General features: G+C 46.9%; 24 protein-coding genes and 1 pseudogene. 13 read left to right on the top strand and 12 right to left on the bottom strand.

The genetic code is table 11. The features are described from left to right. Positions 1-4 precede the first annotated feature (4 nt). Positions 5-487 carry a hypothetical protein gene (locus tag TOLA_RS07710; protein ID WP_015878598.1) on the top strand — a complete coding sequence of 161 codons (483 nt, stop codon included), beginning with the start codon at positions 5-7 and terminating at the stop codon, positions 485-487. Between the two features lie 88 nt (positions 488-575). Here the strand turns inward: TOLA_RS07710 and TOLA_RS07705 are convergent, their stop codons facing one another. Beyond that, positions 576-881 carry a DUF2845 domain-containing protein gene (locus tag TOLA_RS07705; protein WP_015878597.1) on the bottom strand — a complete coding sequence of 102 codons (306 nt, stop codon included), beginning with the start codon at positions 879-881 and terminating at the stop codon, positions 576-578. Positions 882-1,030: 149 nt separating this feature from the next. Here TOLA_RS07705 and mqo point away from each other — a divergent pair, with 149 nt between their 5' ends. Beyond that, positions 1,031-2,524 (top strand): malate dehydrogenase (quinone), encoded by a 1,494-nt coding sequence (mqo, locus tag TOLA_RS07700; RefSeq protein ID WP_015878596.1) that lies wholly within the window; start codon positions 1,031-1,033, stop codon positions 2,522-2,524. Here mqo and TOLA_RS07695 read toward each other — a convergent pair. Genes TOLA_RS07695 through TOLA_RS07685 form a run of 3 tightly spaced genes read right to left on the bottom strand, consistent with a single transcriptional unit; the run spans position 2,516 to position 4,045 of the window. After that, positions 2,516-2,998, bottom strand: a complete 483-nt coding sequence (locus tag TOLA_RS07695; RefSeq protein ID WP_015878595.1) for an SRPBCC family protein — start codon at positions 2,996-2,998, stop codon at positions 2,516-2,518. The two genes, mqo and TOLA_RS07695, sit on opposite strands and share 9 nt — an antisense overlap. A gap of 11 nt (positions 2,999-3,009) precedes the next feature. Next, a complete protein-coding gene (locus TOLA_RS07690) occupies positions 3,010-3,633 on the bottom strand; it encodes a LolA family protein (RefSeq protein ID WP_015878594.1) in 624 nt (207 codons plus the stop codon). A 4-nt stretch (positions 3,634-3,637) separates the two neighbouring features. Beyond that, entirely contained in the window at positions 3,638-4,045 is a 408-nt protein-coding gene (locus TOLA_RS07685) for a quinol oxidase (protein ID WP_148210431.1), read from the bottom strand. 263 nt (positions 4,046-4,308) lie between these two features. On the opposite strand from TOLA_RS07685, the gene TOLA_RS07680 reads away from it, so the two are divergent. From TOLA_RS07680 to TOLA_RS07660, 6 genes and pseudogenes are all read left to right on the top strand, one after another. Next, a complete protein-coding gene (locus TOLA_RS07680) occupies positions 4,309-5,460 on the top strand; it encodes an MBL fold metallo-hydrolase (protein ID WP_015878592.1) in 1,152 nt (383 codons plus the stop codon). Positions 5,461-5,532: 72 nt separating this feature from the next. After that, positions 5,533-6,689 (top strand): annotated as a pseudogene (locus TOLA_RS07675) (iron-containing alcohol dehydrogenase). A gap of 197 nt (positions 6,690-6,886) precedes the next feature. Continuing rightward, positions 6,887-8,599 carry an NAD(P)H-dependent oxidoreductase subunit E gene (locus TOLA_RS07670; RefSeq protein ID WP_015878591.1) on the top strand — a complete coding sequence of 571 codons (1,713 nt, stop codon included), beginning with the start codon at positions 6,887-6,889 and terminating at the stop codon, positions 8,597-8,599. Then, positions 8,600-10,471 carry an NADH-dependent [FeFe] hydrogenase, group A6 gene (locus TOLA_RS07665; RefSeq protein WP_015878590.1) on the top strand — a complete coding sequence of 624 codons (1,872 nt, stop codon included), beginning with the start codon at positions 8,600-8,602 and terminating at the stop codon, positions 10,469-10,471. Between the two features lie 271 nt (positions 10,472-10,742). After that, positions 10,743-10,904, top strand: a complete 162-nt coding sequence (locus TOLA_RS17075) for an AraC family transcriptional regulator N-terminal domain-containing protein (RefSeq protein ID WP_425358056.1) — start codon at positions 10,743-10,745, stop codon at positions 10,902-10,904. Continuing rightward, positions 10,850-11,518: a carboxymuconolactone decarboxylase family protein gene (locus TOLA_RS07660; protein ID WP_281054825.1), complete on the top strand. Its 669-nt coding sequence runs from the start codon at positions 10,850-10,852 to the stop codon at positions 11,516-11,518. Before TOLA_RS17075 ends, TOLA_RS07660 begins: the two co-directional genes overlap by 55 nt. A gap of 15 nt (positions 11,519-11,533) precedes the next feature. Here the strand turns inward: TOLA_RS07660 and TOLA_RS07655 are convergent, their stop codons facing one another. From TOLA_RS07655 to TOLA_RS07645, 3 genes are all read right to left on the bottom strand, one after another. Further along, positions 11,534-11,863 (bottom strand): putative quinol monooxygenase, encoded by a 330-nt coding sequence (locus TOLA_RS07655; protein ID WP_015878588.1) that lies wholly within the window; start codon positions 11,861-11,863, stop codon positions 11,534-11,536. A gap of 67 nt (positions 11,864-11,930) precedes the next feature. Continuing rightward, positions 11,931-12,917, bottom strand: a complete 987-nt coding sequence (locus TOLA_RS07650; protein WP_015878587.1) for an aldo/keto reductase — start codon at positions 12,915-12,917, stop codon at positions 11,931-11,933. Between the two features lie 308 nt (positions 12,918-13,225). Beyond that, entirely contained in the window at positions 13,226-14,119 is an 894-nt protein-coding gene (locus TOLA_RS07645) for a LysR family transcriptional regulator (protein WP_015878586.1), read from the bottom strand. 187 nt (positions 14,120-14,306) lie between these two features. On the opposite strand from TOLA_RS07645, the gene TOLA_RS07640 reads away from it, so the two are divergent. Next, positions 14,307-15,950 carry a carboxylesterase/lipase family protein gene (locus TOLA_RS07640; protein WP_015878585.1) on the top strand — a complete coding sequence of 548 codons (1,644 nt, stop codon included), beginning with the start codon at positions 14,307-14,309 and terminating at the stop codon, positions 15,948-15,950. Between the two features lie 194 nt (positions 15,951-16,144). Here the strand turns inward: TOLA_RS07640 and TOLA_RS07635 are convergent, their stop codons facing one another. The 3 genes from TOLA_RS07635 to TOLA_RS07625 are packed head-to-tail and all read right to left on the bottom strand — an operon-like array spanning position 16,145 to position 18,937. Continuing rightward, positions 16,145-17,041, bottom strand: coding sequence for a LysR family transcriptional regulator (locus tag TOLA_RS07635; RefSeq protein WP_015878584.1), 897 nt, complete (start codon positions 17,039-17,041; stop codon positions 16,145-16,147). Beyond that, complete coding sequence (locus TOLA_RS07630; protein WP_015878583.1) at positions 17,035-17,967, bottom strand: pyridoxal-phosphate dependent enzyme; 933 nt, start codon at positions 17,965-17,967, stop codon at positions 17,035-17,037. The genes TOLA_RS07635 and TOLA_RS07630 overlap by 7 nt, the downstream gene beginning before the upstream one ends. Before the next feature lie 49 nt (positions 17,968-18,016). Then, positions 18,017-18,937, bottom strand: a complete 921-nt coding sequence (locus TOLA_RS07625) for a LysR family transcriptional regulator (protein WP_015878582.1) — start codon at positions 18,935-18,937, stop codon at positions 18,017-18,019. 96 nt (positions 18,938-19,033) lie between these two features. Here TOLA_RS07625 and TOLA_RS07620 point away from each other — a divergent pair, with 96 nt between their 5' ends. The 3 genes from TOLA_RS07620 (at position 19,034) to TOLA_RS07610 (ending at position 22,863) form a co-directional block, all read left to right on the top strand. Then, positions 19,034-20,134 (top strand): NADH:flavin oxidoreductase/NADH oxidase, encoded by a 1,101-nt coding sequence (locus TOLA_RS07620; protein ID WP_015878581.1) that lies wholly within the window; start codon positions 19,034-19,036, stop codon positions 20,132-20,134. Between the two features lie 374 nt (positions 20,135-20,508). Then, positions 20,509-21,993 (top strand): SulP family inorganic anion transporter, encoded by a 1,485-nt coding sequence (locus tag TOLA_RS07615; protein WP_015878580.1) that lies wholly within the window; start codon positions 20,509-20,511, stop codon positions 21,991-21,993. An 18-nt stretch (positions 21,994-22,011) separates the two neighbouring features. Further along, positions 22,012-22,863, top strand: a complete 852-nt coding sequence (locus tag TOLA_RS07610; protein ID WP_015878579.1) for a universal stress protein — start codon at positions 22,012-22,014, stop codon at positions 22,861-22,863. A 308-nt stretch (positions 22,864-23,171) separates the two neighbouring features. On the opposite strand, the gene TOLA_RS07605 is transcribed toward TOLA_RS07610, so the two are convergent. Continuing rightward, complete coding sequence (locus tag TOLA_RS07605) at positions 23,172-24,329, bottom strand: iron-containing alcohol dehydrogenase (protein WP_015878578.1); 1,158 nt, start codon at positions 24,327-24,329, stop codon at positions 23,172-23,174. A gap of 183 nt (positions 24,330-24,512) precedes the next feature. Here TOLA_RS07605 and TOLA_RS07600 point away from each other — a divergent pair, with 183 nt between their 5' ends. Next, entirely contained in the window at positions 24,513-25,430 is a 918-nt protein-coding gene (locus tag TOLA_RS07600) for a LysR family transcriptional regulator (RefSeq protein WP_015878577.1), read from the top strand. 8 nt (positions 25,431-25,438) lie between these two features. Here TOLA_RS07600 and TOLA_RS07595 read toward each other — a convergent pair whose 3' ends face one another. Beyond that, on the bottom strand, positions 25,439-26,278 hold the full coding sequence (locus tag TOLA_RS07595) for a hypothetical protein (RefSeq protein WP_015878576.1): 840 nt from the start codon (positions 26,276-26,278) through the stop codon (positions 25,439-25,441). Positions 26,279-26,456 lie beyond the last annotated feature (178 nt).

The following is a 26,456-nucleotide window of genomic DNA, read 5'->3' as shown; positions in this document are numbered from 1 at the left end:
TGTTATGACAGATATTAACCATCAAATGCGCAGATGCGCCAAAGTCAATTCAGCGGTATTTGATATCGTCTATGAAGACATGTGCCAGAATAATGAAGTAAAAAGCATTCATGCTGTTGTTCTGGCTTCGTGTCTTGATCAGAATGGTGATTTGAAACTAAGCCCATGGATCCCTGCCCCTCTGGTTGCTCACGTACATCAAGATGAACATCTATGGTTCGTGAACCTGTCGCTGACGCCGATGGCGATGAAATATTTCATCCACAAAGACAACATAATCAGTTTTGAATGCAGAATTCAGAACATGGTTACTCAGATTTCATTCGGCACTGATCAATTGATCAGCCTGAACGGTTTGAATGGTAAAGAGCTGGTTGATTCTCAACATTTTCAATATATTATCAACGAAGATGAACAAATCGCACCGATAGAACCGCCCGTTCATATTAAAAAAAGACCGTCACTATCGGTCGTTAAAAACGACTGAAATCCTGTCATATGAAATTGTCTTAAAAGGTGGCTAGTGATAGTCGCCTTTTTTGTTATTTGGGGCCGGCCAATTACTCTTAACCTGATTAATTGTTTCTGGGGCCATCTTCTATTGATGTGATCACACCATCTACAACCGACACCAGTCCGATAAGCCGATCATTACCCATATCGATTATCAACTCTTCTTTGATTACGGCCATTCTCATCCCGTATTCGTTTACTACTATTATCTCTTTATTTTTGGCGCCGATCGGCTCGCCACACTTCATAATCAATTCAAACTTGGTATCACCGACGGTAATAAGTGAATTGCCACAACGTAATGTACTGTCAGCTGATGCAGTGCCAGAAATGAGCAAAGCCGCTATAGCCAGTAGTTTGAGATTCATATATATCCCGATTAAATCGCTTATAAGACACTATATTTATACGCCATAACCGGACTTATTAATATTTAAAGAAAACTTACATGCATATCATATTAGTAAAAATGTATTTATAATCCATCTATCATTGACATGCTTAACAGGGTTGTTGAATGGCTTCAATTCATGCAGATGTTACTTTGGTTGGCGGTGGGATCATGAGTGCAACACTGGCGATGCTGATTCACCGCCTGGATCCTGCATTGCATATTTGTATGATTGAACAATTACCCGATATCGCCCTTGAAAGCTCCGGCGCCCTGAACAACGCAGGAACCGGCCACGCGGGGTATTGCGAGCTTAACTACACGCCACACGATAAAGATGGCAATGTACTTATTCAGCGCGCTTTAGAAATCAACGCGGCGTTTGAAGTCTCTTTGCAATTCTGGTCGCATTTAGTCAATGCAGACCGTGAAAACATAACTCCCTCTTCATTTATCAACCGGGTTCCTCACCTCAGCGCAGTCTGGGGTCAGAAAGACATCGATTTTCTCAAAGCAAGATACACGCTGCTTAAGTCTCATCATTTATTTTCGGAAATGAAGTGGTCGGAAGACGAACAGACGCTGGCTGACTGGATGCCTTTAATGATGAAAGGCCGTCAGGCGGAACCTAAGTTAGCAGCAACGCGCGTTGAGCATGGTGCGGACGTTAACTTTGGTGCACTGACCCGCATACTCGTCAGTTATCTTCAGAAAAATGCCAATTTCGAGCTGTTAACCAATACCAGGGTTGTTGACTTGCACCGGGCTCATGGCGCAAAAAAACCTTGGGCGGTTAAAGTCAAAAATCAGAATAGCGCTGCAAAACAAACCATCGAAAGCCCCTTTGTATTTCTGGGTGCCGGTGGCGTTGCCCTGCATTTGTTGCAAAATTCAGGTATTGAAGAAGCGGCCGGTTACGGTGGGTTTCCTGTCAGTGGACAATGGCTGATTTGTCAAAACCAGGATCTCATCCGGCAGCACCATGCCAAAGTGTATAGTCTGGCAGCTGTTGGTGCCCCGCCGATGTCTGTCCCCCATTTGGATACCCGGATTATTAATGGTAAACCAAGCCTGTTATTCGGGCCATATGCTGGTTTCACGACTAAGTTTTTAAAACACGGCTCCCCATTCGATTTGGCTAAATCGGTGAGACCACACAATCTGAAAAGTCTGATTGGCGCAGGTAAAAACAACTTTGATTTAACAAAATATCTGGTGAAAGAAGTATTCCAGACGCACAGTCAGCGGATGCAATCATTGGAAGCTTTTATTCCAAATGCACGTGCAGAAGACTGGCAACTCGCTCACGCAGGTAAACGGGTACAAATCATAAAACGCTGCCATCATAAATGGGGAAAACTTGAGTTTGGCACTGAAATTGTGGCGGCGGAAGATGGAAGTCTGGCTGCATTGCTCGGGGCTTCGCCAGGCGCATCCGTTAGCGTCAAAACCATGTTAGACGTGCTGGAGCGATGTTTCCCGCAACAAATGCAGTCCGCTGAATGGCAAGACAAGCTGAAAACAATGATACCTTCCTATGGTCGCTCATTGATCAATGATGCCAATTTATCGGCCAGCGTAAGAAGGTACACATTGGATACTCTCAAGTTATCATCTTGAGTAATGAGCGACCTGAATTAAACGTGAGTTGAGTTTGTGAGCAAGCGCTTTGCCTCCTTGTCGCATGACAAGGTTGTGATTCCACTTAATTAAAGGGTATGCAAACAGCTCCAACAGATTCATCCAGAAAGACGTCGTACGTACCAGCCATTCATAGCGCACGATGGTCATAGTCTCATGACTACTAAATGACCAACGACCGTAGCCTTCCAGGTCACCGCTGACAATACCTTCGATCACAACTTGCGGCTCAATATGGGTCACACATATATCAAAAATGAGCCTGTATGGCAGGACGCCTTGCCAGGTATAACGTCGGATGTTACCAATACCCTTTGTATCTCCGGGGGCAATTTCCTCGACACTTTTCACATTACACCACCACTGAGGCCAATTCAGAGATTGACTGATCAGTTCATAAACTGTTTCGAGCGGAGCTTCAATATGCCAGACAGTTACAATATTGTACTCCATGCTGCTCCTTACTATGGATTAAACAACCGATCCGGCAGTTGAGCATTAACTTCCGGAGCTTCCATTATCACAGTCTCAATAATGGTATTGTACTGATCATGACTTATTACTTTGATAGGAAACTGATTTCCTGTATCAAGCCAGAGTTCATATCGATGTACCCCGCCAACAACAAATTTGTCAGCGCCCGTTACGACCATATGAAGATCCGTACGCCCTGACACGTACTCTTCTTTCACGATCTCAGAAGTACCGCCGGTTGCCAGAGTGCGAATATTCATGAATAACGCCCCGATATCCGAGCTATCGACTTGTTGACCACCAGAACCCCGGATCAACAGATTGTCAGGACTCAAATTCAATTCCGGAAAATGGTTTATGCCAAATGGCCACACGCGAACCCGCCGGGTATCCGGACTGTAAATCAGTACCGCGCCTTCATGCGGATGAATAAATTCCATGCGCACGAAACCGGGTTTTTTGTAGTAATAGCGAATATTCTGGGCACCATTTTCACCGGAAGAGCGAATAGTGACAGAATAAGATTCGACCCGATGATAATTATCAATGGCTTTAGTCAGAGCGTCCGGGGCTATACCCGTAAGAGCAGCAACAAAAACCGAAATTAATAACATCAGGTTATTCCACTACTTCAATTAAACCTTCCATACCTCTTTCACGGTGACTTTTAACAAATGGCAGCCCGTGACTACAATAAAAAGGATATTTGCCGACGGCTTTAGGCGTGAAACGGATGGTCTTGGCATCACTGGATAGACTCTCTTTGACCATGATTCCAGCCTCAGGTGCCTGGATAACGAAATTATGTGGAATCAATCCACTCTCTACTTTGACGATTAATTCCACTGGTATATTTACTTTAACAATTACGTGATTTGGCTTGAAGAAATACGCCCCACCGTCAATGTGTACTTGCTGTACATTGGCAGTGATGGTTGCCTCTTTGGGTGGTGCACTGTCAGCTTTCGGTGCAACACACCCAACAATTCCAAGGAAGAATAAATTAAGTATCAATAGCTTTTTCATCATTTTCACCTGTGCGGATTCTGAAAAACCCTGATAACTGAGCAGTTCTTTTCAGCATAGTTCACAGGTGAAAAATAAGCAGACTTAATACCGCAAAATGACAATAGAGCTATGCATGCTACTCATAAATGCAGAGAAAACTCAGCGCCCATGATTCATGAATTGGGCTCACAAGACTTATTAGTTTTATACATATAATCAGGGGCCTGCAGGCATGCTAAGCTCTGACATTAATTCTGTGTTTGGCGGTAACAGGTTTGGTGATGGCAAAAAACGAAATGGCAGTGGAATCTTACGGCCCTTACAGCAAGGTTGCATTCAAAATGTTGATTTTATTCCTTTCCATTATTTCGATGATGGTCGTATTTACCTTTTTTTATCTGCGACAACCTCAGTTTGCACAATTGCCGGATGAGATTAGTTTTGAAAACAGAAACCTGGTTTCATCTTATGATGCCGGCGTATTTCAGAATCAGGTTGAAACGCCTGTATTAACCAGCAATCAGAGCAGGATTGCAACGATGACGCAGTTTTTATTCGGTAAGGATCATAATTCAATCCCGACAGCACCCTTACCTTCTGTCAAAACTGATTTGCATCGTTTAAATAAATCAGAAAACACGGTTGTCTGGATGGGACATTCATCTTATTACATTCAGCTGGATGGTATCCGTTTTTTGATTGATCCGGTATTTAGTGATAACGCATCCCCTGTCCCGGCAACAAACCAGGCATTTCCAGGCAGTAATATCTACACTGTTGATGATATACCGGAAATTGATTATTTAATTACGACGCATGATCACTGGGATCATCTTGATTATGCGACAGTAAACGGGCTGAAATCGAAAATTAAAAATGTGATAACACCATTGGGTGTGGGTTCCTATTTTGAACAGTGGGGATTTGCAAAAAATATCATTCAGGAAGGTGACTGGCGTAGTGTCATCAAACGTCAAAATGGTCTGGAAATTCATATCCTGCCTGCGCGTCATTTCTCCGGCCGTCTGCTGACAAGAAATAAAACGTTATGGTCTTCATTTGCATTAGTGACACCCCGTCATAAGATTTATGTTGGCGGTGATAGCGGATACGGGCCACATTTTAAAGAGATCGGAAAGCAGTTCGGTCGTTTTGATCTGGCCATTCTGGAATGCGGACAATATAACGAAAACTGGCGTTTCATCCACATGATGCCGGAGGAAACAGCGCAGGCAGGTGAAGATCTGAACGCATCTGCGGTTCTGCCTTCCCATAACAGTAAATTCAAACTGGCTCATCATGCCTGGAATGATCCGCTCATCCGCATCAGCGAAGCCAGCAAAGGAAAATCATACCGGTTGCTGACACCGATGATTGGCGAGCTGGTTCAATCCGACAATCCGGCACAACGTTTTTCACAATGGTTCAGATGATTATTCCAGTTATAACGCCCGGGTTAATCCGTACCGGATATCAAAGTCATAACAATCTATAAAGGTAATATGATGAATAATTTCAGTGTTCGTAATACAACGCAGATCCATTTTGGTAAAGGTCAGATCGCTAAGATCAAAGATGAAATCCCGGCTGATGCACGTGTATTGATCACTTATGGTGGCGGCAGCATCAAAAAAAATGGCGTGCTGGATCAGGTTCATACAGCTCTGAATGGCTACACCTGTTTTGAATTCAGTGGTATTGAACCTAACCCGCATTTTGAAACCCTGATGAAAGCGGTCGAAATCGTCAAAAAAGAAAACATTACCTACATTCTGGCCGTAGGTGGTGGTTCAGTAATTGATGGCAGTAAATTCATCGCTGCGGCTTCTCTTTATCCGAATGATCCATGGGAAATTCTTAAGACTTATGGCGCGCATGTCGCTGATGCGATCCCACTCGGCTGTGTGCTGACACTGCCGGCAACCGGTTCAGAAATGAATTCCGGCGCGGTGATTACTAAAGCGGAAACAAAAGACAAACTGTTCTTTGATTCTGTTCATGTGCAACCACGTTTCTCGGTGCTTGATCCTGAAACAACCTACTCCCTCCCTACCCGTCAGGTTGCTAATGGCGTAGTGGATAGCTTTGTTCACACCGTTGAGCAATATATGACCTACCCGGTCAATGCCAAGGTTCAGGATCGTTTTGCGGAAGGGTTATTGCATAACCTGTTTGAAGATGGCCCTGCGGCGCTGGCTAACCCAACTGATTATGACGTGCGAGCTAACCTGATGTGGACAGCCACCATGGCATTAAATGGTACGCTGAACACCGGTGTGCCAACCGACTGGGCAACCCACATGATTGGTCATGAAATTACCGGTTTGTATGGGTTGGATCATGCGCAAACGCTGGCGATTGTTCTGCCTGCGGTATGGAAATACAAAAAAGAGCAGAAAAAAGCCAAATTACTGCAATATGCGGAACGTGTATTAGATCTGCGTACCGGCAGCGATGATGAACGTGTTGATGCTGCTATCAAGAAAACGGAAGAGTTTTTGAAAGTATGGGCAATCCGCCACGCTTGTCCGCTTATGGCTTAGATGCGTCTGTGATTCCTGCTGTTGCCGAGAAACTGACTCAGCATGGTCATGTTAAGTTGGGTGAGTACGGTGATATTACACCTGAAGATGTCAAAGAAATTCTGAAACTGGCGCTGTAATTGATTGATCAAAAAAAGCCTCTTTAAGTTCATTAAAGAGGCTTTTTACTATCTGTTAATCAAGATGGCGTTTCTTATGATGCTATGCTCATAGTGAGCAAACACGAACGAAACTAAAAACCACCAAGCGCAGCACAGACACATTCTGCCTGAACCGGCAGCCCGTAATCCGGCAAATGCACGGAGGAAAGATAGGAATGTTGCTGACTGAACAGGAAAAACTCAGAGAATTCATCTCTACGGTGGTGGGAAAATACGACCGCCAGCGTTCAGCGCTGCTGCCGATCCTCCGGGTTATACAAGAGGAATACGGCTACGTCTCCGAACTCGCCATGCAATATGTCGCTGATTTACTGGGCATTCATGCTGCCAAAGTCTATGGCGTTGCCACTTTCTATCATTTCATCAACACCGAGCCCAAGGGCAAGTTCATTATCCGCCTCAGCCGGGATATCTCTTCCATCATGAAGGGCGCAAACGATATCGCCCGGCAACTCGAAACTGTTCTCGGCATCAGGTTCGGGGAAACGACTCCGGACGGTCTGTTCACTCTGCAATGGACTAGTTGCATCGGCATGGATGATCAGGCACCAGCGATGATGATCAACAGCGAGGTATTTTCTAATCTCACCCCTCTCCTCATCCCTCAGATTATCAGACAATGTACTGAGAAATTCTATTCTCACCGCCCGATAACCGGCATGGTCGGCGACAGTTTCACTACGACCCTGACCTATGCCAGCCACCACGCCAACGCCGGCATCACGAAAGCGGCAGCCATGGAACCTGACGAAGTTATTGCAGAGATATCCGCATCCGGCCTTTGTGGCCGCGGCGGCGCCGGCTTTCCTACCGGTACGAAATGGAAGATGGCAGCTGACGCAAATGGCGATGTGAAATACATGATCTGCAATGCGGATGAGGGAGAACCGGGCACTTTCAAAGACAGGATCACCCTGTCCTGGTTTGCGGATCTGGTGTTTGAAGGAATGACGATTGCCGCCTATGCCATCAGGGCAAGCCAGGGCATCGTCTATCTGCGGGCCGAATACGCCTATCTCCTGCCTCACCTAGAACAAGTGCTGAAAGCCCGGCGTGAAGCCGGATTGCTGGGCTGCGACATTTCCGGAAAAGAAGGTTTTAATTTCGACATCCGAATTCAGATGGGCGCTGGTTCCTATGTTTGCGGCGAGGAAACTGCGCTGATTGAATCACTGGAAGGCAACCGGGGCGAGCCGCGTAATCGTCCACCTTACCCGACCGAAGCCGGTTTTCTCGGCCAGCCAACGGTGGTGAATAACGTCGAGACACTTGCTACGGTCAGCGTTATTCTTGCTCGCGGTGCTCAATGGTTTTCTGGCATCGGCACCGAAAAGTCAAAAGGCTTCAAGCTATTCAGCGTCTCCGGTGAGTGTGCCCGCCCCGGCCTCTATGAGCTGCCATGGGGCTCCACGGTATCCGGCTTGCTGGCTCTTGCTGGCGGAGAAGGAGCCAAAGCTGTTCAGATCGGCGGATATTCAGGACGGTTCCTGCCGGCCGCTGAGTTCGGCCGCAAGCTGGCTTACGAGGATCTGGGGGCTGGCAGTTCGGTGATCATATATGGTCCTGACCGTGATCTTCTTGAAGTGGCAGAAAACTACCTGGAATTTTTCGTTGAGGAATCCTGTGGTCAATGCACGCCATGCCGCGATGGCAACGTGGTTCTGCTCAATGGCATCAGGTCGTTGCGTAACGGCAAATGCTCCGGTCAGCAATTGGACGAGTTACTCAGCCTCGCCGAAACCATCTGTGTGGCCTCAAAATGTGGTCTTGGGCAATCCAGCCCGAAGGTGCTGCTTTCGATCAACCGGTATTTCCGGAACGAGATCAATGCTCACCTCACCGCAGAACATTCTGCAAGGAGTACATAAATGTCCTCCACAACTGAAACTGCTGCTGGTGCGGAAGTCATTCCTCCACCCGTCACTATCACCATTGATGGTATTGAAGTGACAGTACCGTCAGGAACCACCATTCTGAGCGCAGCCAGAAGCATCGGCCTGCAAATACCAACATTATGTGATCACCCTGATCTTAAGCCTGCCGGTATTTGCCGGATCTGCGTGGTCGAAGTCGAGGGTCAGCACGGTCTTCAGACTGCCTGCACCTACCCAATCACCCGGCCAATCAAGGTGATGACCACCAGTGCTACCGTACGCAAGGCGCGCCGTCATATCATCGATCTGCTGCTTGCCAACCATTATGGCGACTGCAACACCTGCAAGCGCAATCACAACTGCGAGTTGCAGTCTCTGGCGGCAGAATACGGCGTCGACACATTCCGCTTCGGCCGTCCCACCGAACCGGAATACGTAATTGACTGCTCTGGCGCGTCAATCGTACGCGACATGAACAAGTGCATACTTTGCCGCCGTTGTGTTCGCGCCTGTAATGAGTTTCAGGACGTGGGTTGTCTCGCCATTATGGAACGGGGCGCAGAATCCCGGGTTGCTACTTTCGGCGATAAGGCGTTGGCTTCATCTATTTGCATTGAATGTGGACAATGCATTGTCCATTGTCCGACCGGCGCACTCACTGAAATCGATCAAACCGATGAAATCTGGAAGATGATTGACGATCCGACCAAGCATGTCGTGATCCAGACCGCACCAGCCCCCCGTGCATCGATTGGCGAATGCTTCGGGCTGGAACCCGGCACCCCGCTCACATTCGAGATGAATACCGCGATCAAAATGATGGGTTTTGATGCGGTGTTCGACACCAATTTTTCCGCCGACCTGACTATCATCGAGGAAAGCACAGAACTGCTTCTGCGTCTGCATCAGGCTCTGGTTGAAAAGAGCAACACGGTCCGGTTGCCGCTGCTAACCAGTTGTTCGCCCGGCTGGATTAAATACATTGAATACTTCTATCCAGAGATGCTCGATCACCTGTCCACAGCCAAGAGTCCACAACAGATGTTCGGCGCTGTAATCAAAACTTACTACGCGCAGAAGAAAGGCATCGATCCCAAGGACATCGTTTCGGTGGCTCTGATGCCCTGTACTGCGAAGAAATTCGAATGTAACCGTCCTGAAATGACAGCTTCCGGCTTTAAGGATGTCGATTTTGCTGTCACGACGCGTGAACTCGCCAGAATGATGCGGGAGTCCGGTATAGATCTGCCTAAGTTACCCAAGACTAATTTCGACGATCCTTTTGAGACACCTACCGGTTCCGGCATCATTTTCGGCGCTACAGGCGGTGTCATGGAGTCGGCTTTACGCACCGTGATTGAAATAGTCACCGGCAAGAAGGTCGAGGATTTCTACGTGCATGCGGACATCATTCCGGTTCGCGGATTTGAAGGCATTCGTCTGGCCGAGGTTCCTATCCCGGACGTCGGCCCCGTCCCCGAATTGCTCGGGCATCTGTTCACCGACTTTGAATGGCTGAAAGGCGTTACCCTGCGGGTCGCTGTTGCTCACGGTACCCCCAATGCACGGAAAGTGATGGATGACATCAAAAGTGGCGGTTTTTTCAGTACCTGCCATTTCATTGAAATGATGGCCTGCCCGGGCGGTTGTCTCGGTGGCGGTGGCCAGCCGATCCCGACCAGCCCTGAGATCCGGGCTAAACGGGCAAAAGCCATCTACAGCGAAGATGCTCACTATGAGGTTCGCAAGTCAATCGAGAATCCGCAGGTACTGCAAATCTACCGGGAGTTCCTGCAAGGTGGGCCGTGCGGTCACAAGGCCCACGAATTGCTGCACACTACCTACACCCGGCGCGGAAAAACATAAACCAGCCCGATAAGCACTATATATCGATTAATACATAAAGACCGGAGTTCGTTTGCCTGATTTGACGATGTTTTTGCCTGATCTGATGGATCTGCATCAGATAGGCAGAAAGGGGTTATCGAAACTGCTAGGCTTACGTTGTGATTATTTCTGCGGGTGAAACATGAAAAACGACACCTCAATTTAATCGGTGGTTGTCAGTACACTGGCTTTTCTGGTGAGTGATCAGCTCCAAACTGACGGGGACTACACCACGCAAATTCCGGCGCTGATGCTGTATCGGCGTGGTGCAGTAACCGACCCGATGCCGTGTATTTATGGTCTGGGTTTGGGCTTAGCAGTACAAGGTGGCAAGCGGGTGACGCTGGGAGATGAGATATTCGATTATGGACTAGGACAATCGGAGCATTTATGGCTAATACGATGTCTTTAAACGAAAAACAGCAATCTATCGTTACCATCGCCGCGTTTACGGCGAGTGGTGATTTAGACCGGCTGAAAAAGAGTCTGATTGAAGGGCTTGATGCTGGGTTAACCGTTAATGAAATAAAGGAAATTCTCATCCAGTTGTATGCGTACACCGGTTTCCCCCGCAGTTTAAATGCGATTAACACGTTTATGGCTGTATTGGAAACCCGGCGCTCACAGGGAATTAATGATGCTGTGGGTCAGGAACCCAACCCGCTGCCAGCGCACAAAAGCAAATCTGAATTAGGTACTGAAATTCAAATCGCTTTACTGGGTTCCCCCGAAACTTCGCCCGCTTTAACTTTTGTTCCTGCGATGGATGCTTTCGTTAAAGAACATCTGTTCGCTGATATTTGGGGGCGTGACAACCTGGATTTTCACTCCAGAGAATTAGTCACTATCGCGGCACTGGCCAATCTGGGTGGAGTCAATTTACAGTTACGACGTCATTTAAACGTTGGATTGAATACGGGGTTAACGCCAGCCCTGTTAACCGATGTAATCACCGTCATTGCGTCCAAAGTAGGGAAAGCGGCGGCTGAAAATCTCCGCGAGATGCTGGCTGAATCAATGAAATAAGGTCAAGACGTCTGATTAGCCGCCACAACTTGTGCCTGCAGATATTCGATGGCTTATAGACAAACTCAATGGCTCTGCCAGTAACGGCTTTAGCTGTTCAACTACTCGCGGTACATTAGGATGTGCCATATGCGCTGCAATTGCTTCATCAGACACCCATCCATCCATGATGTAAAAAAAATCAGGGTTCTTGATATCCTGATTCAGGTCGTAATAAAGGCAGCTCTTTTCGTCACGCGCCGGTTGTACCAACTCGAACAACAGCTGCTTTACTTGCTCGCGATACGCCGTCTGTGCATGAACGGTACAAACGATATGACGGGTTTCACTATGCAAAGTAGTCATAGTATTCCTGTGAATTACTCAATATTGTACTTAGAAAATGTATCCGGCGAATAAGCCGGATACAGCGTCATTTATTAGGCGTGATCAGTTTCTGCATTTGTGCGTTGTAACGAGCACCTTCTACTGGCATTTTTGCCAGTAATTCACCCAGCTCACTAAGATCAGCACTTGTCAAAGTAACAGTTGCACCACCAATATTTTCCTGAACACGATGTAATTTGGTTGAACCTGGAATTGGCGTGATCCATGGTTTCTGAGCTAGTAACCAAGCCAGAGCGATCTGCGTTGGTGTAGCACCTTTTCTCTGGGCGATTTCGCCGATCAAACTCACTAAACGCAAGTTATGTGCACGCGCATCGTCGGTAAATCGAGGTAATACATTACGGATATCGCCGTCCTGGAAGGTCGTGCTGGTGTCGATTTTTCCAGTCAGCCATCCTTTTCCCAAAGGACTGAAAGGAACGAAACCGATCCCCAACTCTTCCAGAGTCGGGATAATTTCTTGTTCCGGCTCACGCGTAAACATAGAGTATTCACTTTGCAATGCAGTCACTGGCTGTACTGCATGAGCTCGGCGGATCATTTCAACACTGGCTTCACTCAGTCCAAAATGTTTAACTTTGCCTTCTTTAATCAGATCTTTTACTGCACCTGCAACATCTTCAATCGGTACATTCGGATCAACACGGTGCTGATAAAACAGATCGATACACTCTATCTTCATGCGTTTTAGTGATTGTTCGGCCACTTCACGAATACGTTTTGGTGTACTGTCAAATCCGGCTGTCGGTATGCCATCTTTAAAACCGAATTTGGTCGCAATTACCACTTGATTACGCACAGGAGCCAATGCTTCACCCACTAATATTTCATTAGCTTCGCCATATGCCTCTGCCGAGTCAAAAAAGGTCACGCCAAGTTCATATGAATCTCTAATCAGTTTGATCGCTGCCGTTTTTTCCATTGCTGGACCGTAGCCAAAGGTCATGCCCATACACCCCAAACCAATGGCAGATACCTCAAGACCACCGTTACCTAATTTACGTTTTTGCATGTGCTTTCCTTAATATACAGTTCAGCAAAATACCAAGATAAAAAGCGGCTACGCTCCGAATTGTCATGGTGTCAGTAGCGCTTTCCCATGAGAAAAGAAGTCAGAATTACTTAGGGCATCAGCCTGTAAACTACTCAATTCCCTTATCAGGATGTTCAGTATAGGAAGGTTAAATTAATGACGGTAGATGGGGTATTTTTGATATTGATATGACAATAATTCATATATTGTCGTATCAGTGTTCATTGCCCTAAGCTGATTAAATACGCTCAGGGACAACAAAATAGAGATAAGGTAATGGCAAAGCGCTATGTTCTGTAGCGTAAGGTATCGACGACCAGTGAAAAAGCGGGTGATGATTGCCGACGACTTGGAAAGTATAAATGGTAGCCAGGGAATGTCGGGCACCACGGCTCAAGTAACTGTATTAATTGCCCCTGATCGACATAAGGTTTGATCTGCTCTTCAGGTAAATAAGCAATACCATAACCTTGCAGGGCTGCATTTAGGATATGTACTGATTGGTTGAATATCATTTGTCCTTGAACCTGCACATGCAAAATCTGCCCGCCTTTTTCAAATTCCCAGGCATAGATACCGCCATGTGTTGGCAAACGTAGTCTGATGCAATTCTGCCCAGTAAGCTCCTGCGGTGTTTGTGGTATGACTCTGTTCTTAAAGTAAGATGGTGCCCCCACGACTGCCATTCGTACATCGGGGGAAATCCGGACCGCGATCATATCCTTTGCCACTTGATCTCCGAGACGGACTCCTGCATCAAAGCGTTCAGCCACGATATCAATTAACTCATAATTAATGGAAATTTCGATATTAAGCTCGGGATACAGTGGTAATAATTTTGATAATTTGGGCCAAAGGATTGTGTCTGCTGGACGATCATGCGTGCTAATACGTATTGTCCCGGCAGGCTTATCATTCAAAGCATAAAGCGCTGAAAGCTCAGTTTGTATTCCCTCATAATGCGGTCCCAGATTAATATATAACCGCTCACCCGCTTCCGTGGTAGACACACCTCGGGTGGTGCGTGTTAGAAGTCGGATCCCCATTTTCTCTTCCAGTCGGCGAATGGTATGACTGAGCGCCGATTGAGAAACACCCAACTGTGCTGCTGCTCGTGTAAAGCTACGTTCACGAGCAACCACAATGAAAGCCAAAAGATTATTCAGGTCGATGTCATTCATATATGAATTCCTGTCATAACGATTAACAAAATATACCACCTACCGACATATATAGGTGCTCGTTATACTCAATTTGTCAGTTGAAGTAACCAACACTGTAAAGGCATCCCGAAAAAACAACTAACGCTCACGACCTACCACGCTTCAATACAATGTCTGTAAAACACATTCGTCTAAAGAGAAATAAATGATCAGAAATAATAAAATCACAGCCTCATTGGCCCGTTACTTGTTTGCTACATTGACAGGTTTAGCCATCGTGTTTTCTGCCACGGCAGAGAGTCTACATCTTGATAAAAATAAGCAGGCTGAAAACACACGCCCTGTTATTCAAACGGCCAACGGTCCGATCCGTGGTATCGAAAAAAATGGATTAGCTCTGTTTCTAGGTATTCCATATGCGGCACCGCCAGTCGGTAAACTACGCTGGATGCCACCTGCGCCTGTCGCTAATCACGACTTAATAGAAACAAATAAATATGGCAACCAATGTGCCCAATCATTCACTTTTGGTGTTTTTGCATCTCAGAGCGTGTCGGAAGACTGTCTTTATCTGAATGTGTTTGCACCGGCTAAAACAGATCTGAAACAAAAACGTCCTGTTATGGTGTGGATCCACGGTGGCGGTCATTTCAACGGTTCCGGCGATGATTATGATGGCACTAAACTGGTACAAGATGGGCATACCATTGTTGTCACATTCAATTACCGACTTAATGTTTTTGGTTTTCTGGCTCATCCCGCGTTAGATAATGAAGGTCATCCATTTGCAAACTACGGCATATTGGATCAACAAGCCGCACTTCGGTGGGTCAGAGACAATATTGCACAATTCGGAGGAGATCCAGATAACGTCACGTTGTTTGGTGAATCTGCCGGAGGTGAAAGTACACTGGCTAATATGGTCTCCCCAGCAGCACACGGTTTATTTCATCGGGGAATTGTCGAAAGTGGGCCGGTTGTCAGCCCGATTTTAGGTAATTGGAATAAAGACTTACCGACAGCAGAAACATTCGGCAAACGTTTTGCTGATGCCGTTGGTTGTCCAGACCAATCAGCCGAATGCCTGCGTGCGCTCTCTGCCGCTGATATTTTGAAACGGAGCGGAGAATTTCAAACAAACCAGCATATTGTCGATGGCGCCATTCTTCCTCTGTCTTATGCCAAAGCCTTTTCTACCGGTCAATTCAACCATATGCCATTAATCATGGGGATGAACAAGGACGAATGGCGTTGGCTCAGAGGTATTGTTGAAATTGGTTCTGGTAAACCGATGAAAGCAGCAGACTATCCAGCCGCTATTGCAGCAACATTCGGCGCCAAAAATGCAGAGGAAATCATTCGTCATTACCCGTTGAGTGCATACCCTTCAGCAAGTGTTGCACTGGCAGCAGCAGAAACAGATGGGGGATTCAGCTGTCCAATGCGAGAAATGATTCAAGACGTTGCACGCTATGAATCAAATACTTATGCATATGAATTTATGGATGAAACTGCGCCTTCTTATATGCAGCCGGTTTCATTCCCTTATGGGGCTGCGCATACATCGGAGATCCAATATCTGTTCCCGCTCTATCATGGTTCAACGGGGACTCCACATCCACTCAATGCAGGACAAACACATTTATCTGATCAAATGGTGGCGTATTGGACAACGTTTGCCAAAAACGGTAATCCGAATTCAAAGAAAACACCACATTGGCCAAGTTATAAAGATAAATCCGGTACTGATCACTGGCAATTACTACAACAGCCTAAACCAGCAACAGCGGCTGCTGGTAAGTTCGCCAGTCAGCACCAGTGCGAATTCTGGAACTCGTTGAGTAAATAACAATCTCACATATGGGTCTTGTTCATCGTATATCAACATACGATGAACAAATCCGCAGAATGAGGAACGCTGAATGTCACGAATATTTATTACCGGCTCTTCTGATGGTCTTGGCATATTGGCCGCTGAATCATTAATTTCTGAGGCAGGTTTTCCCCGCTTCTGTTGTTTGTGATCGTCAGGCTTTCGCGGTGCTACGCACCTTTGTAACGCAAAGCATCAATTAATAGCGCAAACGCTTTTTTATGCTGCTTTCTGCTGGGGTAATACAGATGAAAGCCGGGAAAGGTAGGACACCAATCTTCTAATACGCTGATTAGCTTTCCTTCTTTTACATAGCCCTTAATCAGATTTTCGGGGGCATACGAAACACCGAATCCGGCCAATGATGCTTTCAGACTTTGAGTCGTGGTGTTAAAGATCAATTGCCCTTCACCACGCACGTTTATATTTCTGTTCTCTTTTTCAAACTCCCAGGCATAGACACCACCGGCAGTAGATGGTCTTAAATTAATACATCTGTGCTGATGCAGATCTTCAGGGATTAAAGGTATTTCCCGGTTGGAAAAATAGGATGGTGTCCCTACTACAGCCATTTTCAGGTCAGGCGAAATACGAACCGCAATCATATCTTTCGCCACTTGTTCGCCAAGACGAATACCTGCGTCATAACGTTCCGCCACAATATCGGTAAAGCTATTTTCGATATTCACTTCAACACGGATATCCGGATACTGAACCAGAAACTTTTCTAATACCGGCCAGAGAATATTCTGTGCAGCGTATTCAGGGGCACTAATCCGGATACTCCCTGATGGGCCATTCTGCTCTTCATTCAGGGCGTCTAATTCTTCTTCAATTTCTTCAATACGCGGAGATAGCGTTTGACGCAATCTGTCTCCGGCTTCGGTGAGAGAAACGCTTCGTGTTGTACGGTTAAGCAAACGTAAATTCAACCGCTCCTCCAGCCCCCGGATTGAGTGACTCAGCGCCGATTGTGATACACCCAGTTTTGCCGCCGCTTTGGTGAAACTGCTCTCCTGCGCTACAACAAGAAACGAGAGAAGGTCATTGATGTTTTCTTTTAGCATGGTTGTATCCTATTTTTCCCAGACCAATCCCGGATTTGATCAATCGTGGTTGTAGCTCCGCCGCACACGATAACCAGTATGTTTTTATAACCTTCTAACATCTGTGCGTGATCGTAAACCATGGCCAGACTCACACCACAGGCAGGTTCAACCAGGATCCGGTGATCATCCAGAAAACGTTCGCAGGCAGCCAGCGCATTTTTGTCCGAAATGACGACACTGTGGATCGGATGTTCTTTCGCACATTGTAGTGCACGCTCACATACTCGCTTCGCGCCCAGAGATGTTGCCACACTGGTGATACTGTCCAGCTCGACCGTATGACCGGCGTTTACAGCGGCATGAAATGAAGCGGCACCCTCGGTTTCAATCGCGAATACAGGCACATCATGCCACTTATTACGTTGCAAGCCTTCCACAACGCCTGAAAGTAAGCCGCCACCACCGACAGAAAGCAGAACAGCATCGGGTTTATACCCCGTCTGAGCAACTTCATCAATCATGGAGGCATGTCCTTGCCAGAGCAAAGGATCATCAAACGGATGAAGGAATGCATCGGTTTCACCAAGCAGCGATTGTGCAAATGCGTTAGCTTCCTGCCAGGATGCGCCATATACGATGACTTCGGCATCTTCCATGCGAAGGAGTTCTTTGGCTTTGTTGCTGGTGGTTTCCGGAACAACCACGATCACCGGCACACCGAGACGACGCCCGGCATAAGCAACAGCCAGCCCGGCATTGCCGCCTGATGATGAAATAAAACGTTGTGCCCCCCGAGCCAGATAGGTTTCACAGGCAAGACCGATCCCGCGGATCTTGAATGATCCCGGTGGTTGTAATGCATCCAGTTTTAAATAGACAGACCGTTCCGCAATCAGACTCAGCGGACGGGATTCAACAAGCGGTGTTTCAATATGAAGTGCCATAAAATTACGATCCCTGCTTCTCTGTTACCTGTATTTATGTGGATGAACTTCAGTGGTTCCGTTCATTATTATCCGAAGCTTGTATGCAGCTCTGATAAGCCCTGTCGACCTGCGTTCTGAGATAATCAACCGTAACTGTTGCCCGGCAGGAAAGTGGCCATTCAGCTCTATGGATAAGCCAGAGCTGATCCACTACCGAAACACCACAATCCATGACCGCAATGTCATCTTGTCGGGAAAATGCCTGCCGGGCATAACAAGGCAGCACAGTGAACCCCAATCCGCGGGCGACAGGTTCAAGCAGTAACCCGACCTGATTGCAGTATCCTTTCACCGGAACAGAACGGATACCCGCATTACCGGGAAAACGACGGCTGAATAAACGGGTAGCCATCGCCTGTCCGTCCGGATGATCAATGAATCCAAGTTCCATCAGATCATCCCACGAGCAGAGCTTATGGCCCGCAGGTGCAACCAGCTCCAGCGTTTCCTCTGCAAACGGTGTGGCCATAATCCGGGGGTCATCCGGTTTAAATGTCAGTATCCCCAGCTCATACTTATTATTCAGCACTGCATCCAGCACTTCGGCATCCGGTGCAAAGCGATGACGAACAGATAATCCCGGATGCTGTATCTGCCACTCCAGCAACATAGGATAAATCAGTAAGCCGATGCTGCCGGGTGTAATAATGCGGATCTCGCCATGCTCGGCATCCGTTTCTGTCAGCCTGAGCGTAAGCCGGTTATTGGCCTGCTCCATCTCCAGAGCATAATCCAGCAAAGCCTGACCAGCCGGTGTGATATCAAGCTGACGCCCTTTTCTGACAAATAAAGCACCAAACTCGCCTTCCAGATGCCGTAAATGCTGACTCACCGCCGCCTGTGTCAGCCCGAGTCGGTCTGCTGTCTTTGTGAAATGACGCAGTTCAGCCAAAACAGAGAATGTCCTTAACCATTGGGGATTAATCATAACGAACTCTTATCAAATGCATAATGGTTGGATAGTTTTCATTATGAATACTCTAGCATACGCTTACACCATCAAACATCATTACAGGTTAACAAGATGACAGAAACCGGAGCACTATTTTCACCGTTCCAATTAAAAGATGTGACACTCCGTAACCGCATTGCCATCCCGCCTATGTGCCAATACAGAGCAACCGATGGCATGGTTAACGAGTGGCATGAAGTCCATTACACCAGCCTGGGCAGAGGTGGTGCCGGGCTTGTCATCGTTGAAGCAACAGCCGTGTCACCGGAAGGTCGTATCACGCCACACTGTGCCGGCATATGGAATGACGAGCAGGCCGCCGCGCTGGCCAAAGTTGCAAAAGGCATCAAAGCTGGTGGCGCCGTACCGGGGATCCAGATCGCACATGCGGGCCGTAAAGCCAGTGCCAATATCCCATGGGAAGGTGATGATCATATTATGGACAATTCCCGCGGCTGGGAAACCATCGCTCCCTCCGCAGTTGCCTTTGGCGCGAATCTGCCAAAAGTGCCGAAAGCGATGAGCATTGAAGAAATTAACAGAGTTAAAAATGACTTTGTTAATGCCGCCCGCCGAGCGCGTGATGCCGGGTTTGAATGGCTGGAATTGCATTTTGCACATGGCTATCTGGCGCAGAGCTTCTTCTCTGTTCATGCCAACCAGCGTACGGACCAGTACGGTGGCGACTTTGCCGGCCGCAGCCGTTTCCTGCTGGAGACACTGGCTGCCGTACGCGAGGTATGGCCGGAAAATCTGCCGCTCACTGCCCGCTTTGGTGTCATTGAATATGATGGCCGGGATGAAGAAACACTGGCGGAATCAATCGAACTGATCAAACTGTTCCGCAATAATGGTCTGGATATGGTCAATGTCAGTGTCGGTTTCTCAACGCCGAATGCCACTATCCCATGGGGATCTGCATTTCTGGCGCCGGTTGCACAGCGTGTTCGTCAGGAAGCCAATCTGCCGGTAGCATCATCATGGGGAATTGATGATCCAGTCGTTGCCAACAAAACCGTCGCAGACGGACAACTTGATCTGGTGATGATTGGCCGGGCGCACCTGGCTAATCCGAACTGGCCTTATCAGGCGGCGCAGGCACTGAAGTTGGATCGCCCGGCATGGGTTTTACCCGCACCGTATGCGCACTGGCTCGAACGTTATAAACGCTGAGAAGCTCAGATAACAGAACCCAAGAATTAATGAGCTCCGTTAAACCGGGGCTCGTTTCATTTCATCGTACATGGCAGGTAAGGCTCTTGGCTTCATAAACGATAGCCGTGAAAAGTTTGATCCAGCTACCATTTTTCCCTATCATAGCCGCGACTTTTCAACATATTGATAACTTAATCACCGTGCAGATCACGCCGCCTTAGTTGGCAATCCCTATCGGAAGCTGTTAGCTCTTACAGCCAAACATGGCTTCCACCTCTGTTTTTCCTGCTGGCAGGAAGGTTTTTCTATATCCACAAAAAATTGAATTTCTTTCTCTCCAGACCTCGTCTGGCGTTGAAGCTATTCGTCTTTTATACATAGGATCATTGTATATGCTGTTTTTATCCAAACGTCAGGATTGGTTTGGCAATCTGAGAGGCGACATTTTGGCTGGCCTCGTGGTGGCACTCGCGTTAATACCCGAAGCAATTGCCTTCTCTATCATTGCCGGTGTTGACCCGAAAGTGGGTTTGTATGCCTCTTTCTGTATTGCAGCTGTCAGCGCTATTGTTGGCGGCAGACCCGGCATGATTTCTGCAGCCACCGGTGCGATGGCGCTACTCATGGTAACGCTGGTAAAAGAACATGGTCTTCAATATCTGCTGGCGGCAACCTTGCTGACTGGGGTATTTCAGATCCTGGCGGGTTATCTGAAGCTGGGTAGCCTGATGCGGTTTGTCTCCCGTTCGGTTGTTACCGGGTTTGTGAATGCGCTGGCGATCCTGATTTTTCTCGCTCAATTACCCGAACTGACGCATGTTGGCTGGCAGGTTTATGCAATGACAGCTGGTGGGCTGGCTATCATTTATCTGTTTCCATTAGTGAATAAAACTATCCCCTCGCCGCTCGTCTGTATTCTGGTGTTAACGGCCATTTCCATGGGGCTGAATTTAGATATTCGTACCGTCGGTGATATGGGTGTATTACCCGATACGCTACCGATATTCCTGTGGCCAGACGTGCCTTTTTCATGGCACACCCTGACGATCATTCTTCCTTATGCAGCACCGATGGCCGTCGTGGGTTTGCTGGAATCAATGATGACCGCCACCATTGTGGATGAACTTACCGATACAAGCAGTGATAAAAACCGGGAATGTAAAGGTCAGGGCATTGCCAATATTGTCGCGGGTCTGTTTGGTGGTATGGCGGGTTGCGCCATGATCGGTCAGTCTGTTATCAACGTAAAATCCGGCGGTCGTGGACGTTTATCGACGCTGTTTGCGGGCGTGATGTTACTCCTGATGGTGGTATTTTTAAGTGACTGGGTTTCTCAGATCCCGATGGCGGCGCTGGTTGCTGTCATGATCATGGTTTCTATTGGTACATTCTCGTGGGAATCGGTCATTAATCTGAAAAAACATCCACTTTCAACCAGTTGCGTGATGCTGACTACGGTGATTGTCGTTGTCTTTACGCACAATCTGGCGCTGGGCGTCTTTGCCGGTGTATTGCTTGCCGCTCTTTTCTTTGCCAATAAAATTGCGCACTTTTTACGGATCGATTCGGAACTGGATGAATTCACTGCGACTCGCCGCTATACAGTGAAAGGACAGGTTTTCTTCGCCTCATCCCAGCGTTTTAACCAGTATTTCGATTTTAAAGAAGCATTGGATAAAGTCGTTATTGACCTGAAACACGCGCATTTTTGGGACATCACCGCGGTCAGCGCCTTAGACAAAGTCGTGATCAAGTTCCGTCGTGAAGGCGCTGAAGTTGAAATCATCGGTATGAATGAGGCCAGTGCCACAATCGTTGACCGATTTGGTATACACGACAAACCGGAAGAAGTAGAAAAATTACTGAATGGCCATTAATCATAAGGGACGAATAAGATGAAAGAACAAATTATTGCCTGTGTCGATGGCTCTCGCTCTACAACGGCAGTTTGCCAGTGGTCAGCCTGGGTTGCACCGCGATTAGATGCGCCAGTGAAATTACTGCATACGCTGGAGAAACCTGCTAATACTGACGCCGGAGATTTATCCGGCAGCATCGGGTTAGGCAGTCGTGAAGAGCTGATGGTTGAGCTGATAAAGCTGGATGAACAACGCAGCCGCATTACTCAGGAGCAAGGCAAATTGCTACTGGCAGCAGCGAAAGATCTCTTCGATTCTGAACTACCCAATGATCACGCTATCACCATTAAAACCTGCCTTCGCCATGGTAATTTAGTGGAAACACTTTCCGATCTTGAAGCTGATACGCGCTTGGTGATCATGGGCCGACAGGGCGAAATCAGCTCACAGGTCAGCCAGGTTGGCAGCCAACTGGAAAATGTAGTCCGTGTATTGCATACCCCGATCCTGGTTTCGGTCGGTGAATTTAACGCACCGCAAAAAATTATGTTTGCCTACGATGGCAGCGAGACCGGTAAAAAAGTGCTGGAACGATTAACGATCAGCCCTCTGTTCAAGGGGCTGAGTTGCGATCTGGTCATGGTTGGCGGTGAATATGAGCAGCTTATTTCTGCCCAATCGTTACTGCATAACGCCGGTATTATGACGACAACTTATCAGCTGAAAAGCGATGTAGAAGCCGCCTTGAAAGAGCATATTCAGCATCACCAGATTGATCTGGTTATCATGGGTGCCTATGGCCACTCACGCCTGCGTCAATTCCTGCTGGGTAGTCATACCAGCCGGATGTTAAGCCAGAGTCCGGTATCATTGCTGTTGTTACGCTAAGCTTTAATTTGGTTGAAGCAATGTCGGTTAGTCGATTAACTGACATTGCTTCGACTGACATAGTTTCGAATGCCTGGCTTATGAAGATGACTTCATCCGCCAAAGCAGTAGTCGCACTGAATAGTGAACTGATAGTTAATGTGATGATGACAGAGTTCAGGAACAGCTTCATATAGATAACCCTTTGTTGTTAGAGTCATAACACTCTAATCGTTAGAGTTACTCTAATGTCAATAACGCTGTTCCGCTTAATTCCTGTTTTATTCCTATGAAATAAGCCCGGATAAACCGGGCTTGTTACGCTTAACTTATAGCGCCAGTTTCAGAATTTCTTTCACATCAGCAGCGGTAATATCTCCGTGCTCTCCCAGATTGACATGGCCATGCGCTTCCAGTTTTGCCACGACAGCATCAATGATGCTGGCATCAAGGCCATAAGCGCTCAGTCGGGTTGGAACACCCATCTTCTCGAAGAACTGACGAGTATTCTCAATTGCTGCCATCACACGGCTTTCTTCATCACCCTCCCGCAGATCCCACACGCGATCGGCATACTGGAGCAATTTCGCTTTTTTCTGTTCTTTCTTGTAGATCCATACCGCTGGCTGCACAACGGCAAGCGTCTGAGCATGGTCAAGGCCATACAGTCCGGTAATCTCCTGACCAATCATATGGGTCGCCCAGTCTGCAGGAACACCGGTTGCAATCAGGCCATTTAACGCCAGTGTGGCTGTCCACATCAGGTTGGCGCGAACATCATAATCTGTCGGGTTTTCCAGCGCTTTCGGACCATCTTCAATCAGGTTCAGCAGCAGGCCTTCGGCAAAACGATCCTGCACCTTTCCGTTGACCGGATAGGTCACATACTGTTCGACCACATGCACAAAACTATCTACAACGCCGTTACCGGTTTGTCTTGGTGGCAGACTGAACGTGGTTTCCGGATCCAGCACCGAGAAGCGCGGTTGCACATGATCTGAGAAGAAAAACAGCTTATCTTTCGTTTCAGCCTTTGTAATTACCGCCCCTTTATTCATTTCTGAACCTGTCGCAGCCAGTGTCAGCACACAGCCCAGAGGTAATGCGCTGGTCACTTTCGCGCCATAGGTCTGAATGATTTCCCATGGGTCGTTCGGATAAAGTGCTGCTGCAGCAATAAATTTACTGCCATCGATCACCGAACCGCCGCCGACAGCCAGGATGTAGGTAATATTTTCTTTTTTGACGATTTCGACCGCTTTCATCAGCGTTTCAAAATGCGGATTCGGCTCAATGCCACCAAATTCAAAATAAGTGACCCCGGCCAGTGCGGTCTGAACCTGATCCAGCACGCCATTCTTTTTAATACTTCCGCCACCATAAGTAATCAGCACACGCGCATCAGACGGGATTTCATCTTTAATTTTTGAAATCTGCCCCTTCCCGAAATGGATCTGCGTTGTATTTTTATAGCTGAAGTTATCCATAAGACATTGCCTCTGTGTGATTTATCTTTGCAATATGATGGCTAAGAAATACGCCCGTTCGCGATCAAAATTAATTCTTGATTTGGGATTTCTCTATTCCATTTTTTGGAATGGTTAAGTCATCACGTTTTCACTATAAATACATCATTTATAATAATAAAACTGCTCTTTCAGGACACTGCGATGTTTAACCGACTCGATTATCTGAAGTTCTTCTGCACTGCAGCCAAACACAAAACGTTTAAAGATGCTGCGATTGAAATGAATGTTTCCCCTCAGGTCATAACCCGGTGCATCAAGGAATTGGAAGCCGATTTAGGTGAGATTTTGTTTATCCGCAGCACCCGCAGCATCAAGATTTCTCCGTTCGGGCTGCAATTTTACGATAAGGCCAAAGCCGCACTCGGCTTGATTGACCAGATGTTTATAGCAGAGACCAATGACGACTTACCAGTCAGAATTACTGCACCAGCTGTTATCTGCCGGTTATTTGTGATGCCACTGATCCAGCAAATTTCTGCGGAAAATCCGGATATTCATTTTGATGTACGTCCGGCAGATACGTTTTCAGACGTTGTAGAAGGTCAGATAGATATTGGCATACGCGTTGGCAGCCAGTTAACCAGCACCCGGTTTATTGCCCGCTCTGTTGGCAAAATCAGGCATGTCGTAGTTGCAACACCGGAACTGATTGCTAAATACGGCATCCCGGAAACCCCCGATGACCTGCATCGTCTCCCGACAACCGCATTGCTGGATAAAAATAAAAATCAGGTTTGGCCATGGTTTTTCTCGGGTCATCCCAGCATTATCCCGTCAAAACCAGCCTTCACTACCGATTCTTCAGACTCCGAACTTGCGGCAGTCCAGGCCGGTCTTGGTTTTGGTCAAATCGCCGTATTTATGGCTGCGCCCTACATCAAAAGTGGCGAACTAATTCCAGTATTGGCAGATTATGAAGATCAGGGGGAATTAGATCTGTTTTTATACCGGCCTCAGAGTGGCCCGGTTCCACACCGAACCCGCCTGGTTTATGATGCATTCGTTAAATGTTTCTCAGATCCGGATTTTTTCCAGACGGAATACCGGCAGAAAATATAGCCACATGTTCAGGAAATATATTTTTTCGCCAGCTTGCCAAACACATTCATCATGATTGCACTGTGTAATAAACCGCTGGTATTGAAATCATCTTCGTTTCTGTTTTCCACCAGATAGCGCAGTTCATTTGACGTCAGAAACTGTAATGTATTCAGCATAACGTTAAGACGTTCGTTCAGTCTGCTATTTTCTTCGATGCTGAATCGTTCGAATTTGCTTTCTGTTTTAAGTGTGGCCAGCTGATCTAACCAGTTATCTATCTTTTCTTTATTGAGGGTATAAATACAAAAAGCTTCAGTTATCTTGTCAGTGACTAATGCATTGATTTTTATGAGCTCACTTTGCTCGGCAGAGTTCAGAATATGATAGTTTTTAGCGCCTTCTCTGGTTTTAATCGCTGAAAATGTATTCAACTTTGTCGGTTTGCCCGTATCCAGAAAACGCTTGATATCATTTTCATAAACAACATTAAGCAAAGAAATAATTTTCTGCTCGCTACGGTAGAAATTATCCTTTGTAAATAAAGGTTCTATTTCTTCCACACAATGTTCATGTAATTCATAGAAATGATGATGCAAAGGTCTGCTATCGTAATATTTTGATTTAACGGCCTGGATTTTATCTGTCTTCCGGCCAATCTTAACCAGTTCATCACCAAGAATTTCATTGATAGCCATGATCACCGGTTTGCTCTCAGTCCAGATCTGTTTAACTGCTTGTTTATATCTGTTCAGATGAGTTGTTACGGCGATATCACGCTTTAATTTATGAAATTTATAAAAAGTAAAAATACTGATGCTGATGGCAGCGATTGAAAGTGACATGCTGATTATTGAGGTGTATTGCATCACTGACTCCATTGATAGTTACCCGTCTTCCCTTGCTTTTCTTGTTGCCTGCCAGTGCTGCTCTTGCCGGTTTCAGTTTATAGAACGAATCAATTATGTAAACCAGAATGGAATAACAATGGTGCACATCATCGGGACAATCAGGTAGATCAGGGTTGCATCTGATGCAACAACCAAA

It is taken from the genome of Tolumonas auensis DSM 9187 (assembly GCF_000023065.1).
GTDB classification, from domain to species: domain Bacteria; phylum Pseudomonadota; class Gammaproteobacteria; order Enterobacterales; family Aeromonadaceae; genus Tolumonas; species Tolumonas auensis.
The sequence above is the reverse complement of the archived record's forward strand: the minus strand, read 5'-3'. Positions and strand labels throughout refer to the sequence as shown.